The sequence below is a fragment of the Pseudomonas sp. S2_E02 genome (assembly GCF_054668355.1).
In genome coordinates, this window is record NZ_CP162761.1 from 4,241,012 (window position 1) to 4,255,957 (window position 14,946).

The following is a 14,946-nucleotide window of genomic DNA, read 5'->3' on the forward strand; positions in this document are numbered from 1 at the left end:
TCACTTTTATCCTCGCTACTCTGGGGCATTCAAGTTCGCCAGTGGCGTAGTCACGCCAAAAATCTCCCGCTCGTTACGCCGCAGGCAACCGCAAATAATGAACACCCCGCCGTCGTTGCGATCCATGTAGAAAGCGCTCCATACAGGTGCAGCCGCCACTTGGGCCTATGGCAACGCGCGACAATTTAGTGGACATTTAGCGCCATGAATCTGGAGAGAAACCCATGAGCAAAAAAGTTGCAGTGATCCTGTCCGGCAGTGGCGTATACGACGGCGCCGAAATCCATGAAAGCGTCATCACCCTGCTCCGTCTCGACCAACGCGGTGCGCAGGTGCAGTGCTTCGCACCGAACATCGCGCAATTGCACGTGATCAATCACCTGACCGGCGAAGAAATGCCCGAGTCGCGGAACGTTCTGGTGGAATCGGCGCGCATTGCTCGCGGCAACATCAAAGACATCCGCGAAGCCGACGTCGATGACTTCGATGCGCTGATCGTGCCGGGCGGTTTCGGGGCGGCGAAGAACCTGTCGAACTTCGCTGTTGAAGGCGCTGGCTGCAGCGTGCAGCCGGAAGTACTGGCGCTGGCCGAGGCATTTGCCGAAGCGGGCAAACCGGTCGGTCTGATGTGCATCTCGCCGGCACTGGCGGCGAAGATCTACGGCCCGGGCGTAACCTGCACCATCGGCAACGACGCCGACACCGCCACGGCGATGAACAAGATGGGCGCCACCCACGAAGACTGTGCGGTGACGGAAATCATCGAAGACAAGGCGCGCAAACTGGTGACGACCCCGGCTTACATGCTGGCGCAGAACATCAGTGAAGCGGCGTCGGGGATTAACAAACTGGTCGATCGCGTGCTCGAGCTGACCCACGAAAACGACGCCTGATTCCCAGCAGTACACAAATCCCAATGTGGGAGCGAGCTTGCTCGCGAAAGCGGTGTGTCATTCAACACAGCGTTGCCTGACCTGGCGCCTTCGCGAGCAAGCTCGCTCCCACAGGTTTTGTGTACCGCTCAAGACTGGCGCGTCAGTCGGGTGAGGATCCGATCCAGCGCATTGGCGAACGCCTGCTTCTCGCGATCGCCAAACGGCGCCGGTCCGCCGCTCATCTGGCCTTGTTCGAGCAGATCAGTGAACAGGTTACGCACGGCCAACCGCTCGCCCATGTTCTGTGCATCGAACTCCTTGCCGCGCGGATCGAGCGCCGCGACGCCCTTCTTCACCAAACGATCAGCCAACGGGATATCGCTGCAAATCACCAGCTCACCGGGCACTGCGTGTTCGACCAGATAATCGTCTGCCGCATCCGGACCACTCGGCACCACGATCAGTTTGACGATGGCCAGCCCCGGCTTGATCTGCGGCTGCCCGGCCACCAGCACCACTTCGAACTGGCGCTTGAGGGCGAACTTCACCACCAGATCCTTCGCCGCCCTCGGGCAGGCGTCGGCATCGATCCATACACGCATTTTTCTAACCTCCAAAAACAACTCGCGAGCAAGTCGAATCGTCGCTCCGTCACTCCCACAGGTTACGCGTAAACCCTGTGGGAGCGAGCCTGCTCGCGAATGTGAGCGCAGCGAATGCTGTCAGGCGACTACCCGCCGCTTCTCCGCCACCCAACTACGCCCATACAACACAACAATCGCCAGAATCGCCACCGCCTGCGCAGTCAGCGAATAGGCATCGGCATGAATCCCCAGCCAATCGAATTCAAAGAACGCCACCGGCCGCGTGCCGAAGATCCCGGCTTCCTGCAACGCCTTCACGCCATGCCCGGCAAACACCACCGACAACGCGCAGAGCAGCGCCGCGTTGATGCTGAAGAACAGCGTCAGAGGCAGCTTCGCCGAACCGCGCAGAATCACCCACGCCAGACCGACCAGCAGCACCAGTGCGGTCGCACCGCCGGCGAGTACCGCGTCATGCCCGGCCGGGCCGGCCTGCAACCACAGGGTTTCGTAGAACAGGATCACTTCGAACAGCTCGCGGTACACCGAGAAGAACGCGAGGATCGCGAAGCCGAAACGCCCGCCGCCGCCAACCAGGCTGCTCTTGATGTAATCCTGCCAAGCTGCGGCATGGCGACGGTCGTGCATCCACACGCCCAGCCACAAGACCATGACACTGGCGAACAGCGCCGTCGCGCCTTCGAGCAGTTCACGCTGCGAACCACTGACGTCGATCACATACGCCGCCAGCGCCCAGGTGCCGAGGCCGGCCAGCAACGCCAGGCCCCAACCGACGTTGACGCTGCGCACCGCCGATTGCTGGCCGGTATTGCGCAGGAACGCGAGGATCGCCGCCAGCACCAGAATCGCTTCCAGGCCTTCTCGCAGCAGAATCAGCAGACCGGAGATGTAGCTCAGCGACCAGCTCAAGCCATCACTGCCGAGCAACCCGGCGGACTCCTTCAGCTTGGCCTTGGCGGCGTCCAGGCGCTGCTCGGCCTGCTCGACCGGCAAGCCGTCCTGCAACGATTGACGGTAAGCCATCAGGGTTTTTTCGGTGTCCTTGCGCACATTGGCGTCGACGTTATCCAGCGAGCTTTCGACCAGCTCGAAGCCTTCCAGATAGGCCGCGACCGACAGGTCGTAGGCCTGATCGTGTTCACCGGCGCGGTAGGCGGCAAGGCTCTTGTCCAGCGTTGCGGCGGTGTAGTCGAGCAACTGCGCCGGGCCACGCTTGACCTGCGGCGGCTGCGCGCGTTGCGCACGGAACGTCGCCGCCGCTTGCTGGCCTTCGGCAGCCTGCACTTCGGCCGGGGTCTGACGCGCCAGATCGGCGATGTTGTAGGTTTTCTCCGCTTTGGCCGCCGCCGGATCAGCGCTGAACCCGGCAATGTAGGTCGCCAGATCCCAACGCTGCCGGTCATCGAGCTGATCGGCAAACGCCGGCATGTCGGTGCCTTCGACGCCTTGGCCGAGGGTGTTGTAGATCGCGTACAGACTCAGGTGATCAAGACGCGCCGCATCACGCAGATTGGCCGGTGCCGGGGTCATGCCGAGGCCCGCCGGGCCGTCACCGGCGCCACTATCGCCGTGGCACACCGAGCAATTCTGCGCATAGAGCGGCGCACCCCGGGAGGGGTCAGGGGTGATGATCGGCGCTTGGCTGACCTCATATGCCACCGCCAGTTGCGCGCCCAGTTGCCGTGCCTGTCGGGCCACTTCGGCGCCATCCTGCCTGGCAGTGATTGCCGCGTGCAAAGCGCTGACACCCTGCTCCAGCGCAACCTTTTCAGGCTTGGCCGGCATGCCGGCGATCAAGCCTTGCAGCGCCCGCGTGAACTCCAGTTGCTCGCGGTATTCGGAATCATCGACAACCTTGCCCGCCGCTACCGTCGGCGGGTAGTCGGCGCTGATGTAATCGAGCAGGTGCAGCGCTTGCGGCGCGCCTTCCACGGTATCGGCCAGCAGATTAAAGCTGCTCAGGGCAAACAACGGGAACACCAGCCAGGCCAGAAAACGGGACGAGGCAGTCATGAATGAGTCTCAAATGGAAATGCGAAGTTACATATTGTTCACTTCGAACGCGTTTCCCTCAAGCTTTGTCGACGTAACGCCACACAAGACGCGAGCCATCGGCCTGCAAAAACGCCAGATCACTTAGCCACTATTGCACCCTATACTGCGCGACCTGTCGCATTTCCCGCTCAAGGATGAACCCCTTTCATGCGCCACCGCTTGCACTTGCCCCTGTTGATCGCCGCCGTTGTGCAACTGAGCGGCTGCGGTGCATATCGCAACTACGATCTGGAACTGCAACAGACCACCGACCCGTTCAAGGCCGGCAACATCAACAGCGCCCTGGCCGTGATCGAAGCGAACAATCCGGCCGTGGAAAAAGACCTGCTCTACTATTTCGAAAAGGGCGCCGTACTGAGTGCGGGCGGCGAGTTTGCGCAGAGCCAGACAACCTGGCGCAGCGCCGAGCAGATGATCATCGAGCGCCAGGACACGATCCAGACCACCGGCGACAAGCTGCTCGCCGCCATGGGCGATCACTGGGGCAGCATCATCAATGACAAGCTGCGCCGCTACGATGGCTACGACTACGAAAAAGTCATGCTGACCACGCAAATGGCCCTCAACCAACTGGCCATGAATGATTTTGACGGCGCCCGTGCCGACATCAAGAAAACCCACGAGCGCGAAGCGCTTATAGCCCGACAGCGGGAGCTGGAATACGAGCGTGTCGAAGCAGCGGCCAAGGCCCAGGGCGCGCGCGTGCATTACAAGGACCTGCAGGGTTACCCCGTGGTGATGCTCGAATCGCCTGCGGTGATTGCGCTGAAAAACGGCTACCAAAGTGCATTCAGTCACTATCTCGCCGGCTTCACCTACGAAGCGCTGGGCGAGAAAGATCTGGCAGCGCCCGGCTATCGTCAGGCAATTGAACTGCGTCCGGATATGGCGTTTTTCCAACAGGCACTGCGCGACCTCGACAGCCCTGGTCTGAAGGCAGACGAAAGCGATGTACTGATCATCGTACAGAGCGGCCTGGCGCCGGCCCGCAGCTCCGTGCGCGTGCCCTACCCGGTGAAGCTCGCGGACGGTCAGGTCATCGTCGCCAATATCTCGTTCCCCGTAATGGTGCCCGACATCTCGACGCCTTCATTCAACCAACTGAGCATCGATGGTCGTCAAAAAAAGCTGATTGCGGTCAACAGCATTGCCGACATGTCCTTGCGCACCCTGCGTGACGACATGCCGGGCATTATCCAGCGCACAACCTATCGGGCATTTCTGGCAGCAGATGTTCAGGCCAGGGACAATCGACGCGATCCGAGCAAAGCCTCCTACGTCACCCACTGGGATGCTTTCGAGCATGCCGACACGCGCACTTGGCGCACCTTGCCCAACCTCACCCAAGTCGTGCGCCTGCGCTTGAAAAAAGGTGAGCACCTGATCAGCCTGCCCAACGCTCCCGGTGCTGCGCCCATGAAAATCCGCATCGACCAGAGCCGCCAGGTCATCGGCCTGCGTGCTTTGGGTGAGCGAGTGTTTGCCAATGGCAGCGCGTTCCAGCCCAGCGGAGCGCCGAGCGGCAGTGTGGTATCCGACCTGAAATAAATAATGGCACCAAACTAACAAGTGCAATTAAAAAGATATTACATAGCCACCACTGCCCGCCTATAATGCCGCGCCCTCGCTATCGCGAAACGGCATTAAAGCTCCTCAGGTTATGAGGAATTGGCAGGAGGCCAGCGCCACTGTCGATGGGTCACACCAGCCCGACCAGCATTCGCGGCTGTATTACTCCAGGGAAGAAGTACCCCCATGGCATTCCGCGCTCCCACTCTGATTGCGCTCAGCGCCGTCACTCTGCTGTCCGGCTGTTCGGCGTTTCGCAACTACGACTCCGAACTGGCCCAGACCAATCAGCAACTGGCCACCGGCAATGTTGACGCCGCGCTGACTCTGCTGGAAAAGAACAACACCGGCCCGGACAAAGACCTGCTCTATTACTTCGAGAAAGGTGAATTGCTGCGCGCCAAGGGCGACCTGTCCGGCAGCCAGAACGCCTGGACCAGCGCTGATCAGGTGGTGGGCAAGTGGGAAGACTCGGTCAAGCTCGACACCGACAAATATCTGGCCCAGTTCGGCAGCTTCCTGGTCAACGACAAGGTGCGTCGCTACGAAGGCTACGACTACGAAAAAGTCATGCTGACCACGCAGATGGCCCTGAACCTGCTGGCGGTCAACGACTTCGACGGCGCGCGCACCGCGATCAAAAAGACTCACGAACGTGAAGCGGTGATCGCCGAGCTGCGCGACAAGGAATACCTCAAGAGCGAAGAAGAGGCCGAGAAAGAAGGCATCAAGACCCAGTACAAAGACCTGCAGGGTTATCCGGTCGCCAGCCTCGACGCACCGGAAGTGGTCGGTCTGAAGAACAGCTACCAGAGTGCTTTCAGCCATTACCTGTCCGGTTTCGTCTACGAAGCCCTGGGCGAAAAAGGCCTCGCGGCGCCGGGTTACCGCAAGGCTGCCGAACTGCGTCCGAACACGCCGTTGCTGGAGCAGGCACTGGTCAACCTCGACAAGCCGAGCAAGTCTGACGACAGCGATATTCTGATCGTCGTGCAAAGCGGTCTGGCGCCAGCTCGCGACTCGATCCGCGTGCCGCTGCCATTGCCGATCTCCAACAACGTGGTGATCACCCCACTGTCGTTCCCGATCATCAAGCCGGACACCTCCACCGCGCCGTTCGCGCAGATCGGTGTCGATGGCCAGCAGGTCGATCTGACCGCTCTGAACAGCACCACCGCCATGTCCCGCCGCGCCCTGCGTGACGATATGCCGGGGATCATCCTGCGCACCACCGTGCGGGCGATCACCAAAGGCGTGGCGCAGAAGAAGATCAACGAAACCAATCCACTGGCCGGTCTGGCCGTCGGCATCTCTTCAGCTGTGCTTGAAGGTGCCGATACCCGTACGTGGCGCACTCTGCCGGACAATACTCAAGTGGTGCGTCTGCGCTTGAAGAAAGGCGAGCATCAGGTCAGTCTGCCGAGCGCCGTCGGCGGTTCGGTGGTCAAGGTCACCGTCGATCAGCGTTATCAGGTGATCACCCTGCGCGCCGTGGGCAACCAGGTGTTCGCCGGTGGCCTCGCCGCCCACGTCATCCCGAGCGCCAGCGCGACCAACGTCGCCAGCCTCAAACAACCTTAAGAACGGAGTCTTTGCATGCGCTTCAAACTCATCGCCGTCGCCGCCCTCGCCTTGCTGGCGAGCGGCTGCGCTACCCCGCCACCGCCAGAGCCGGGCAGCGCCGCGAGCAAAGTCGTGGCCATGGGCCCGCAGAAACACATCGTCGTCGGCGCCATGCGCGTCGCTCGCGAAAACGGCTTCATGACGGTCAACGTGCAGTTGAGCAACACCCTCAACAGCAACAAGATTTTCTACTACCGCTTCGCCTGGCTCGGCGCGGAAGGTTTCCCGATTGCCGAAGAAGAAGTGTGGAAAAGCCAAATGATGTACGGCGCCCAGACCAGCTTCATTCAAGGCATCGCCCCGACCCCGAAAGCCGTGGACTTCCGTCTGGAAATCAAGACGCCGTAAGCCTGTCACCCTATTTCTGTTTTAGAGAGCATTCCCATGTTTGCACGCTTTTCCTGCATCGCTGTTATCGCCCTGCTGGCCTCCGGTTGCGCCAACACTTCGCCGACCCTGGGCAGCAAGAACATCAGCTACGGCGACACCAAAGCGGTTGAAACCGTGACCAACGAATTCGGTTCGACCGACCTGCAAATGATCGCCGAGTCGATGACCCGCTCGCTGGCCCAGTCCGGCATTCTGCAGGGCCGCCCGGTGGTTCAGGTCTACGACGTGAAGAACAAGACCAGCGAATACATCGACACCCGCGAAATCACCACCAGCATCAAGACTCAGCTGATGAAAACCGGCGTGGCCCGCTTCGCCAGCGACAACAACGCCATGCAGAGCCAGGTTGACCAGCTCAAGCTGCAAAACCAGAGCGGCCTGTACAAGAAGAGCACCGTGGCCAAGACTGGCAACATGGTTGCCGCCAAGTACCGCATCGAAGGTTCGATCAGCTCGATCGTCAAACGCAGCAGCGACTATAAGGACGTCTTCTACAAATTCAGCCTGCAACTGATCGACGTTGAAAGCGGTCTGGCCGAGTGGATGGACGAAAAAGAGATCCGCAAAACCACGGAGCGTTAATTGATGCGCGCATGGATTGGCATGATGGCCCTGGCTTGCGCGTTCAGCGTGCAAGCGGCCCCGAAAGTCGCGGTGACGGATCTGGCTTACCAGGAACGTGTGGAGCAATACATCCACATCGTTTCGGCCCAGAGCAATCATCGCGAGGGTTACTACAGCTCCAGCGGCTCGTCGAGCTACAACGAGATCGAAGCGAGCACCAGCTACATCGAGCAAGGCGAGTTGCGCAAATTCACCGGCGACATCAAGGGTGAAATTTTGCGCACCGGTATGTTCCAGCTGGTGCAGGGCACGCCGTACACCGCGTCGTCCAAGGGTGACGTCTACGACGTGATCAAGCGCATCAAGGCCGGCAACTTCAAAGGCGCCGACTATGTGCTGTTCGGTACCGTGTCCGATATCGACTTCACTCAGGACATCAACGAGCTGGCGAATACCGACAGCTATTCGGCGGTGCTGGGCCTGACATTGGTGGCGGACTTCAGCCTGATCAACACCAAGACCTTCGAGATCACCTCGGCCTTCACGGCGATGGGCGAAGCGCAGGACACCAAACTGGTGAACCACCGCGACATCAAGATCTCGCTGAACCGCCCACGGGTGGTGCGCGACGTGTCCAAGGCGCTGGGTGAAGACGTGGCCGGGCAACTGAGCATGCAGCTTGGTGGCGGCGGTTACGAGCAGCCGCGTGAGGCGCCGCAGCGCAACAATTTGCCGCGTGATACTGCGCCGGTGATCTTGCGCTGATGACTGGCGCCTGATCGTCCCCATGCTCGACGTGGGAATGCATCCCGGGACGCTCTGCGTCCCAGCACAAAAAAGGCGACCCGCAAAGGTCGCCTTTTTTTGTGCTGGCGAGGTTTACGCCGCCGCTTTACGCAACGTCGCCATAAACGCCGCCGCACCGATGAACAGCCCGGCAAACGTGCGGTTCATGCGCTTCTGCTGTTGCGGGGTGCGCAACAGACGCAGCACCTTCGACGCCAGACCGGTGTAGCCCGCCATGACAATCAGGTCGACGAAGATCATCGTCACACCAATTACCACATACTGAATCAGCAACGGCGCATGCGGGTTGATGAACTGCGGCAGGACCGCGAGCATGAACACCAAAGCCTTGGGGTTGCTGATGTTCACCAGAAAGCCGCGGAACACCAGCGCCAGCGGCTTGCCGATCGGTCGTACCGTCGCGTCGTCGCTCATGTCCATGGGCAGCGCACGCCATTGCTTGATGGCCAGGTACACCAGATAAGCCACACCGAACCATTTAATCGCGTGGAAGGCGGTGGCCGAAGCGGTCAGGATCGCGCCAACACCGGCGCCGACAATCGCGATCTGCACCGCCAGGCCAATCTGCAGGCCGAGGGCGTTCCAGTAACCGCGCCAGAAACCGTATTGCAGACCGCTGGACATCGACGCAATGGCGCCAGCACCCGGGGACAGACTGATCACCCAGCAGGCGGCAAAAAATGCCAGCCATGTTTGAAGCTCCATCGCACACCTCGCATCTGAATTGTGACAGACGCTCAAGCTAATGCGGATTGGGCCTAAAAGCAAAAGATCGCAGCCTCCGGCAGCTCCTACTTTGGAATGCGACCCCTGTAGGAGCTGCCGAAGGCTCGGGCCGCGATCGGACGATCTTTTGATCTTGCTGTAAGACTTACTTCTCGAACCCGCTGGAAGGGAATACATCCGTCCCGCGCCAACGTCGCACCGAGCGCTGGAAAAACAAGCTGTTCGGCACCTGCACCATCGCGCTGCCAGTCCCAAGCTCTTCCGCCTCGATCAACGTGGTGTAAAGCAGATTGATCGCCACCACCCGGCCCTTGACGCCAGGCTTGTCCGTGGTGTCCACCAGCTCAACGATATCGCCCAGCCGGAACGGCCCAACCGTGAAGATCAGAATCGCGCAGAGCAGATTCGACAGCACACTCCACATCGCGAAGAACGCCACCGCCGCCACGGCGACGAACCCTGACAGCGCCGTCCACAGCACCGTGGCCGAGACACCGAGGCGTTCCAGAACAAAGATCAGCGCACTGCCCATGATCAGCCAGCGCAACACGCCGCGCAGTGGCATCAGCAATTGCGGCGGGAACGGATAGCGCTCGCCCAACCGGGTCAGGCCTTTGGCGACGAAGCGCTGAGTGAGGTAACCGGCCAGCAGGATCAGCAGAATCTGCACCGCGAACCAGATCGGCTCGACCCACTCCGCCGGCAGCGGCAGCTTGAACGCTTCCATCAGGACAGCGCCTCCAGCTCCGCCTGCATGCTTTCCAATACCTCGAGAGCTTCCATCCACGCCTCTTCCAGCTCGCCTTCACGAACCTTCAGCTTGGCCTGTTCAGCGAGCAGATCACGCAATTCGTTCTTGCGTGCCGGCTCGTAGATGTCGCTGTCGCCGAGGCTGGCGTCGACCTTGGCCAGTTTCTCGTGAAGCTTGCCCAGCTCGGCTTCGAGCTTGTCAGCTTCACGCTTGTGCGGGGCCAGTTGCTGACGCAACGCAGCAGCAGCCTGACGCTGGGCCTTTTTGTCGGTCTTGTCCGGATTCACCGGGGTGTTACTGACCGGCGCGTTACGCTGGCGGTACTCCACCAGCCAGCGCGCGTAGTCTTCGAGGTCGCCATCGAACTCTTCGACCTTGCCATCAGCGACCAGGTAGAAGTTGTCGGTGGTGCTCTTGAGCAAGTGACGATCGTGAGACACCACCAGCACCGCGCCGCTGAATTCCTGCAGCGCCATGGTCAGCGCCAGGCGCATTTCCAGGTCGAGGTGGTTGGTCGGTTCGTCGAGCAGCAACAGGTTCGGGCGCTCCCAGGCGATCAACGCCAGGGCCAGACGCGCTTTTTCACCACCGGAGAAATTCAGTACCGGCTCATCAATGCGCGCGCCACGGAAGTCGAAACCGCCGAGGAAGTCACGCAGTGTCTGCTCGCGCTCGGTCGGCGCCAGACGCTGCAAGTGCAATAACGGGCTGGCCTTGGAATCCAGCGAGTCGAGCTGATGCTGGGCGAAGTAGCCAACCACGGTGTTCTCGCCACGGGTCAGCCGCCCGCCCAGCGGTGACAGTTCACCGGCGAGGTTTTTGATCAGCGTCGACTTACCTGCGCCGTTCGGGCCGAGCAGGCCGATCCGCGCGCCCGGGGTCAGTTGCAGCTTGACCTTCTCCAGGATGGTTTTGTCGCCATAGCCCAGACGCGCATCCGACAGGTCGATCAGCGGGCTGGAGATCTTGGTCGACTCGCGGAAGACGAAGTCGAATGGCGAATCGACGTGGGCCGCCGATAGCTCTTCCATCCGTTCCAGTGCCTTGATCCGGCTCTGTGCCTGACGGGCCTTGGTCGCCTGGGCCTTGAAACGGGCGATGTAGCTTTCCATGTGCGCACGTTGCGCCTGCTGCTTCTCGTAGGCCTGTTGCTGCTGGGCCAGACGCTCGGCACGGGCGCGTTCGAACGCGGTATAGCCGCCGCGATACAGGGTGATTTTGCGCTGATCGACGTGGGCCACGTGATCGACGACTTCATCGAGGAAATCACGGTCGTGGGAGATCAGCAGCAAGGTGCCCGGGTAGCTTTTCAGCCACTCTTCGAGCCAGATGATCGCATCAAGGTCCAAGTGGTTGGTCGGTTCATCGAGCAACAACAGGTCGGACGGGCACATCAATGCCTGCGCCAGATTCAGACGCATCCGCCAGCCACCGGAGAAATCTCCTACCTGGCGATCCATCTGCTCGTTGGTGAAGCCGAGACCGGCGAGCAATTTGCGCGCCCGCGCGTCGGCGGTGTAGCCGTCGGCGCTGTCGAGTTCCGAGTGCAGGCGGGCCTGAGCGGCACCGTCGTGCGCCGCTTCGGCGGCGGCGAGGTCACGTTGCACCTCGCGTAGACGCAAATCGCCATCGAGCACATAGTCGACGGCAAGACGCTCAAGGGTCTCGATCTCCTGGCGCATGTGGGCGATGCGCCAGTCAGCCGGCAGGAAGCAATCACCCGAGTCGGGGTGCAGTTCGCCCCGAATCAAGGCGAACAGGCTCGATTTGCCGGCGCCGTTGGCACCGATGAGGCCGGCTTTGTGGCCGGCGTGCAGGGTCAGCTCGGCGTCTTCTAGCAGACGTTGCGGGCCACGCTGTAAAGTCAGGTTCTGAAGTCGGATCATAATGGCGGCGGAGTCTACCAGCTTCGCTCACAACTGGCGCGAGTAGCACGATGTCCTCTGACCTGTGGAGCTTTTCCCTTGCCACCTACGCCCGCCCGGGCGTGGAAGATGCCTGCCTGCGACTGCAAACGGCGGGCGCCAATGTGTGCCTGCTGCTGTGCGGTTTATGGCTCGAACAACGCGGGGTGATCTGTGATGAACAACGTGTAAGCCAGCTTCAGACGCTGACCGAGCCTTGGGATACCGAGGTGGTACAGCCGCTGCGCTCACTGCGGATGCAATGGAAAGCACGGGCCGTTGATGATGCGGTGCTGAAAGGCATGCGCGAGCAGATCAAATCACTGGAGCTTGAGGCTGAGCGAGCGTTGCTGTCACGGCTTGAAGGGGCGGCGCAGGAATGGCCGCTAAACGATGCAGGCTCGAAGACCTGGCTTGAAGGATTGGCCGGCATGGCGGCCAGCCCGAACCGCGACGCGCTGCAAGTGCTGCGCGTCGCGGCAACCGGCACTTAGGAAGCGCTGGTCGGGTTGTTGCTGACGCTCGACGCAGCGGCTGGCGATGGCGCAGTCGAAGGAGTCGAGGTGGTGGCGGCTGGAGCAGCGGCGGCTGGCGTGGCCGGAGTGGCTGGCACGGCAGGCTTGGCAGCTGGAGTGGTAGCCGGTTTGGCGGCAGCTGGTTTGGCAGCGGCAGGCTTTTTCACGGCCGGTTTGGCAGTTGGTTTGGTGGCCGGTTTTGCAGCAGCAGGCTTGGCAGCAGTGGTCGCTGGTTTAGCAGCGGCGGCTGGCTTGGCGGCGGCTTTCACTGCTGGTTTTGCCGCCGGCTTGGCGGCAGGTTTTGCCGCGGGTTTTACAGCGGGTTTAGCGGCAGCCGGTTTGGCGGCTGGCTTGGCAGCGGCGGTTTTGGCAGCAGGTTTTGCGGCTGGTTTCGCCACAGCTTTCGCCGCAGGTTTAGCGGCCGGTTTGGCAGCTGCAGCTTTCGCGGGAGCAGCTTTGCTCGCGGCTGGTTTTGCAGCCGGTTTGGCGGCGGCCGTTCTAGCGGCTGGCTTGGCAACAGCTGGTTTTGCAGCAGTGGTTTTAGCCGCCGGTTTGGCAGCGCTCGCGGCAGCCGGTTTTTTCGCCGCAGGTTTGGCCGCGGTTTTGGCAGCTGGCTTGGCCGCCGCTTTCACCGGTGCCTTGGCAGCAGGTTTGGCCGCCGGTTTTGCAGCAGGTTTAGCCGCTGCGGTTTTCGCTGCAGGCTTGGCTGCAGCCGGTTTGGCAGCCGCTTTCTTCGCCGGTGCCGCTGCCGGTTTGGCGGCGCGGGTGGACAGTACTTTGCCCACGGCTTCTTGAACGCGACCCACACCCTGGGCCAGTTTCAGGCTTTCCTGGGCATCGCGCTTGAGTTGCAGAATGTAGCTGCGAGTGTCGGACTGACGATCCTTCAAGGCATCGAGCAGGTCTTCCAGTTCTTTCACTGCGGCCTTGGCTTTGTTCTGTGCCTTGGCTTTACCGGCAGTGGCTGCGTCCTGCAATTTGGTGCGGGATTTGTGCAGTTTTTCTTGCGCCTTGCCGCGTTGCTTTTCCAGTTTGGCGAGCAGTTTTTCAGCATCAGCCAAGGCTTGGGAGCAAGCGTTTTCCAGATGCTCGAGCAGGCTGCCCGAGAGTTGTTGGAGTAAGTGCAACGGAGTATTTACAGGCTTCTTGGTGGCCGACATGGTTTACCTCCTGGCTGACGTGAGTGCGGCTCATACTAGACCTCTGCAGTTACCGCCGCTAGGGCATCTTGACAGTATCGATTGCGTTGCGTTGCACCGAATCGAAAATGTTCTGCGCGAAGTCAAAAGCAGTTCACCGTTGCAGACGTTCGCGCTGGCATAATCCACCGCATCTCAGGACGGAGTGTGCCCATGTCGCGCTACTTTTTTTATCCCTCTGCATGGTTTTTTCGGCCGTTCACGCTGACGAAAAAGACACCGCGAACGATGCTCACGATCTGGCCTACAGCCTCGGTGCCAGCCTCGGTGAACGGCTGCGTCAGGAAGTCCCGCAACTGCAGATTCAGGCGCTGGTCGATGGCTTGCAGCAAGCCTACCAAGGCAAGCCGCTGGCTCTGAGCGAAGCACGCATCGAGCAGATTCTGGCCGATCATGAAGCGCAAAACGCCGAGCACTCTGCACAGCCTTCAAGTGATGCCGCGATGGAAAACGAGCAACGTTTTCTTACCGCTGAAAAAGCCAAACCGGGCGTGAAGGAACTGGCCGACGGCATCCTGCTCACCGAACTGACTCCCGGCACAGGAGCCAAGGCCGGCCCCGATGGAAAAGTGCAGGTGCTGTACGTCGGACGATTGCCGGATGGCACCGTGTTCGATCAGAACACTCAGCCGCAATGGTTCAACCTCGACAGCGTGATTGCCGGCTGGCGCACCGCGTTGCAGAACATGCCGGTAGGCGCGAAATGGCGCCTGGTGATTCCATCGGATCAGGCCTATGGCGCTGACGGTGCCGGTGACCTGATTGCGCCGTTCACACCGCTGGTGTTTGAAGTGGAATTGCGTGGAGCGACGAGTTGATCGGGCAATAAAAAACGGTGCGCTTTCGGGCGCACCGTTTTTTTTGATCAGGGTTCGGGATCAGGCCTGAACCGGATCTTCTTCCTTGTGTGCTGTGTGCAGCACTTCAATCAGGCAGTCTTCAAGTTCGAAGCGTTCGTGGAGCAGGCCACCTAGCTCTTTGAACTTCTCTGCAACGCATTTACCTTCATCGCACAGGTCGTTGAAGGCTAGAAGCTTCTCGGTGATGACATCGATGCGCGGATAGATCGTCTCGGCGAGTTCAAGACCACGCGTATCACCGAACGCCTTGGCTTCGCCAGTCAGCTGTTCGTAGATTTCGAAGTGCCCAGCCGAGACGTAATCGACCAACACGCCGCAGAACTCCTGCAAGGGCTTGCGGCTCTCGGACAGCGAATCAGGCTCTGCGCCGAGCTTGTCGTAGGCACCGATCAGATCTTCACGCTCTTGCAACCAGCGGTCGATCAGCAGATGAACCCCACCCCAACGTTCCTGAGCATTCTGACAACTTTCGAGCATGGCGATCTCTCTTCCCTTGTGGGTCA

The 14,946-nt window shown here is 60.7% G+C and carries 15 protein-coding genes; 8 read left to right on the forward strand and 7 right to left on the reverse strand.

The features are described from left to right. Window positions 1-224: 224 nt before the first annotated feature. Complete coding sequence (gene elbB, locus AB4O01_RS19110) at window positions 225-893, forward strand: isoprenoid biosynthesis glyoxalase ElbB (RefSeq protein WP_038359087.1); 669 nt, start codon at window positions 225-227, stop codon at window positions 891-893. A gap of 128 nt (window positions 894-1,021) precedes the next feature. On the opposite strand, the gene AB4O01_RS19115 is transcribed toward elbB, so the two are convergent. Further along, window positions 1,022-1,477 (reverse strand): YaiI/YqxD family protein, encoded by a 456-nt coding sequence (locus AB4O01_RS19115; protein ID WP_460089231.1) that lies wholly within the window; start codon window positions 1,475-1,477, stop codon window positions 1,022-1,024. A 120-nt stretch (window positions 1,478-1,597) separates the two neighbouring features. Beyond that, entirely contained in the window at window positions 1,598-3,493 is a 1,896-nt protein-coding gene (locus tag AB4O01_RS19120) for an FTR1 family protein (RefSeq protein ID WP_460089233.1), read from the reverse strand. A 189-nt stretch (window positions 3,494-3,682) separates the two neighbouring features. Here AB4O01_RS19120 and AB4O01_RS19125 point away from each other — a divergent pair, with 189 nt between their 5' ends. From AB4O01_RS19125 to AB4O01_RS19145, 5 genes are all read left to right on the forward strand, one after another. After that, a complete protein-coding gene (locus AB4O01_RS19125; protein WP_116254266.1) occupies window positions 3,683-5,083 on the forward strand; it encodes a COG3014 family protein in 1,401 nt (466 codons plus the stop codon). A gap of 207 nt (window positions 5,084-5,290) precedes the next feature. Further along, window positions 5,291-6,685, forward strand: a complete 1,395-nt coding sequence (locus AB4O01_RS19130) for a COG3014 family protein (protein ID WP_093429735.1) — start codon at window positions 5,291-5,293, stop codon at window positions 6,683-6,685. 15 nt (window positions 6,686-6,700) lie between these two features. Next, window positions 6,701-7,075 (forward strand): YcfL family protein, encoded by a 375-nt coding sequence (locus AB4O01_RS19135; RefSeq protein ID WP_007911131.1) that lies wholly within the window; start codon window positions 6,701-6,703, stop codon window positions 7,073-7,075. Between the two features lie 36 nt (window positions 7,076-7,111). Beyond that, window positions 7,112-7,699: a penicillin-binding protein activator LpoB gene (lpoB, locus tag AB4O01_RS19140; RefSeq protein WP_016772610.1), complete on the forward strand. Its 588-nt coding sequence runs from the start codon at window positions 7,112-7,114 to the stop codon at window positions 7,697-7,699. Window positions 7,700-7,702: 3 nt separating this feature from the next. Beyond that, window positions 7,703-8,446, forward strand: coding sequence for a penicillin-binding protein activator LpoB (locus tag AB4O01_RS19145; RefSeq protein ID WP_093429734.1), 744 nt, complete (start codon window positions 7,703-7,705; stop codon window positions 8,444-8,446). A 114-nt stretch (window positions 8,447-8,560) separates the two neighbouring features. On the opposite strand, the gene AB4O01_RS19150 is transcribed toward AB4O01_RS19145, so the two are convergent. The 3 genes from AB4O01_RS19150 to AB4O01_RS19160 all read right to left on the reverse strand — a co-directional run bounded on the left by AB4O01_RS19150 (window position 8,561) and on the right by AB4O01_RS19160 (window position 11,851). Continuing rightward, entirely contained in the window at window positions 8,561-9,193 is a 633-nt protein-coding gene (locus AB4O01_RS19150) for a LysE family transporter (protein WP_093429733.1), read from the reverse strand. 166 nt (window positions 9,194-9,359) lie between these two features. Next, the gene (locus AB4O01_RS19155; protein WP_093429732.1) at window positions 9,360-9,941 is read right to left on the reverse strand and encodes a mechanosensitive ion channel family protein; all 582 of its coding nucleotides are present in this window, start codon (window positions 9,939-9,941) and stop codon (window positions 9,360-9,362) included. Beyond that, window positions 9,941-11,851: an ATP-binding cassette domain-containing protein gene (locus AB4O01_RS19160; protein ID WP_186620123.1), complete on the reverse strand. Its 1,911-nt coding sequence runs from the start codon at window positions 11,849-11,851 to the stop codon at window positions 9,941-9,943. The genes AB4O01_RS19155 and AB4O01_RS19160 overlap by 1 nt, the downstream gene beginning before the upstream one ends. Before the next feature lie 50 nt (window positions 11,852-11,901). Here AB4O01_RS19160 and AB4O01_RS19165 point away from each other — a divergent pair, with 50 nt between their 5' ends. After that, window positions 11,902-12,363, forward strand: coding sequence for a TIGR02444 family protein (locus tag AB4O01_RS19165; RefSeq protein ID WP_257356588.1), 462 nt, complete (start codon window positions 11,902-11,904; stop codon window positions 12,361-12,363). On the opposite strand, the gene AB4O01_RS19170 is transcribed toward AB4O01_RS19165, so the two are convergent. Beyond that, entirely contained in the window at window positions 12,360-13,544 is a 1,185-nt protein-coding gene (locus tag AB4O01_RS19170; protein ID WP_460089236.1) for an AlgP family protein, read from the reverse strand. The genes AB4O01_RS19165 and AB4O01_RS19170 overlap by 4 nt on opposite strands. 221 nt (window positions 13,545-13,765) lie before the next feature. Between AB4O01_RS19170 and AB4O01_RS19175 the strand changes: the two genes are divergently transcribed. After that, complete coding sequence (locus AB4O01_RS19175) at window positions 13,766-14,401, forward strand: FKBP-type peptidyl-prolyl cis-trans isomerase (RefSeq protein WP_460089238.1); 636 nt, start codon at window positions 13,766-13,768, stop codon at window positions 14,399-14,401. 60 nt (window positions 14,402-14,461) lie between these two features. Here AB4O01_RS19175 and rsd read toward each other — a convergent pair whose 3' ends face one another. Then, complete coding sequence (rsd, locus tag AB4O01_RS19180) at window positions 14,462-14,920, reverse strand: sigma D regulator (protein ID WP_320336163.1); 459 nt, start codon at window positions 14,918-14,920, stop codon at window positions 14,462-14,464. Between the last annotated feature and the right edge of the window lie 26 nt (window positions 14,921-14,946).

Coding starts and splice junctions, on each gene's coding strand:
- elbB (WP_038359087.1), top strand. CDS start 225: ATGAGCAAAAAAGTTGCAGTGATCCTGTCCGGCAGTGGCGTATACGAC.
- AB4O01_RS19115 (WP_460089231.1), bottom strand. CDS start 1,477: ATGCGTGTATGGATCGATGCCGACGCCTGCCCGAGGGCGGCGAAGGAT.
- AB4O01_RS19120 (WP_460089233.1), bottom strand. CDS start 3,493: ATGACTGCCTCGTCCCGTTTTCTGGCCTGGCTGGTGTTCCCGTTGTTT.
- AB4O01_RS19125 (WP_116254266.1), top strand. CDS start 3,683: ATGCGCCACCGCTTGCACTTGCCCCTGTTGATCGCCGCCGTTGTGCAA.
- AB4O01_RS19130 (WP_093429735.1), top strand. CDS start 5,291: ATGGCATTCCGCGCTCCCACTCTGATTGCGCTCAGCGCCGTCACTCTG.
- AB4O01_RS19135 (WP_007911131.1), top strand. CDS start 6,701: ATGCGCTTCAAACTCATCGCCGTCGCCGCCCTCGCCTTGCTGGCGAGC.
- lpoB (WP_016772610.1), top strand. CDS start 7,112: ATGTTTGCACGCTTTTCCTGCATCGCTGTTATCGCCCTGCTGGCCTCC.
- AB4O01_RS19145 (WP_093429734.1), top strand. CDS start 7,703: ATGCGCGCATGGATTGGCATGATGGCCCTGGCTTGCGCGTTCAGCGTG.
- AB4O01_RS19150 (WP_093429733.1), bottom strand. CDS start 9,193: ATGGAGCTTCAAACATGGCTGGCATTTTTTGCCGCCTGCTGGGTGATC.
- AB4O01_RS19155 (WP_093429732.1), bottom strand. CDS start 9,941: ATGGAAGCGTTCAAGCTGCCGCTGCCGGCGGAGTGGGTCGAGCCGATC.
- AB4O01_RS19160 (WP_186620123.1), bottom strand. CDS start 11,851: ATGATCCGACTTCAGAACCTGACTTTACAGCGTGGCCCGCAACGTCTG.
- AB4O01_RS19165 (WP_257356588.1), top strand. CDS start 11,902: ATGTCCTCTGACCTGTGGAGCTTTTCCCTTGCCACCTACGCCCGCCCG.
- AB4O01_RS19170 (WP_460089236.1), bottom strand. CDS start 13,544: ATGTCGGCCACCAAGAAGCCTGTAAATACTCCGTTGCACTTACTCCAA.
- AB4O01_RS19175 (WP_460089238.1), top strand. CDS start 13,766: ATGGTTTTTTCGGCCGTTCACGCTGACGAAAAAGACACCGCGAACGAT.
- rsd (WP_320336163.1), bottom strand. CDS start 14,920: ATGCTCGAAAGTTGTCAGAATGCTCAGGAACGTTGGGGTGGGGTTCAT.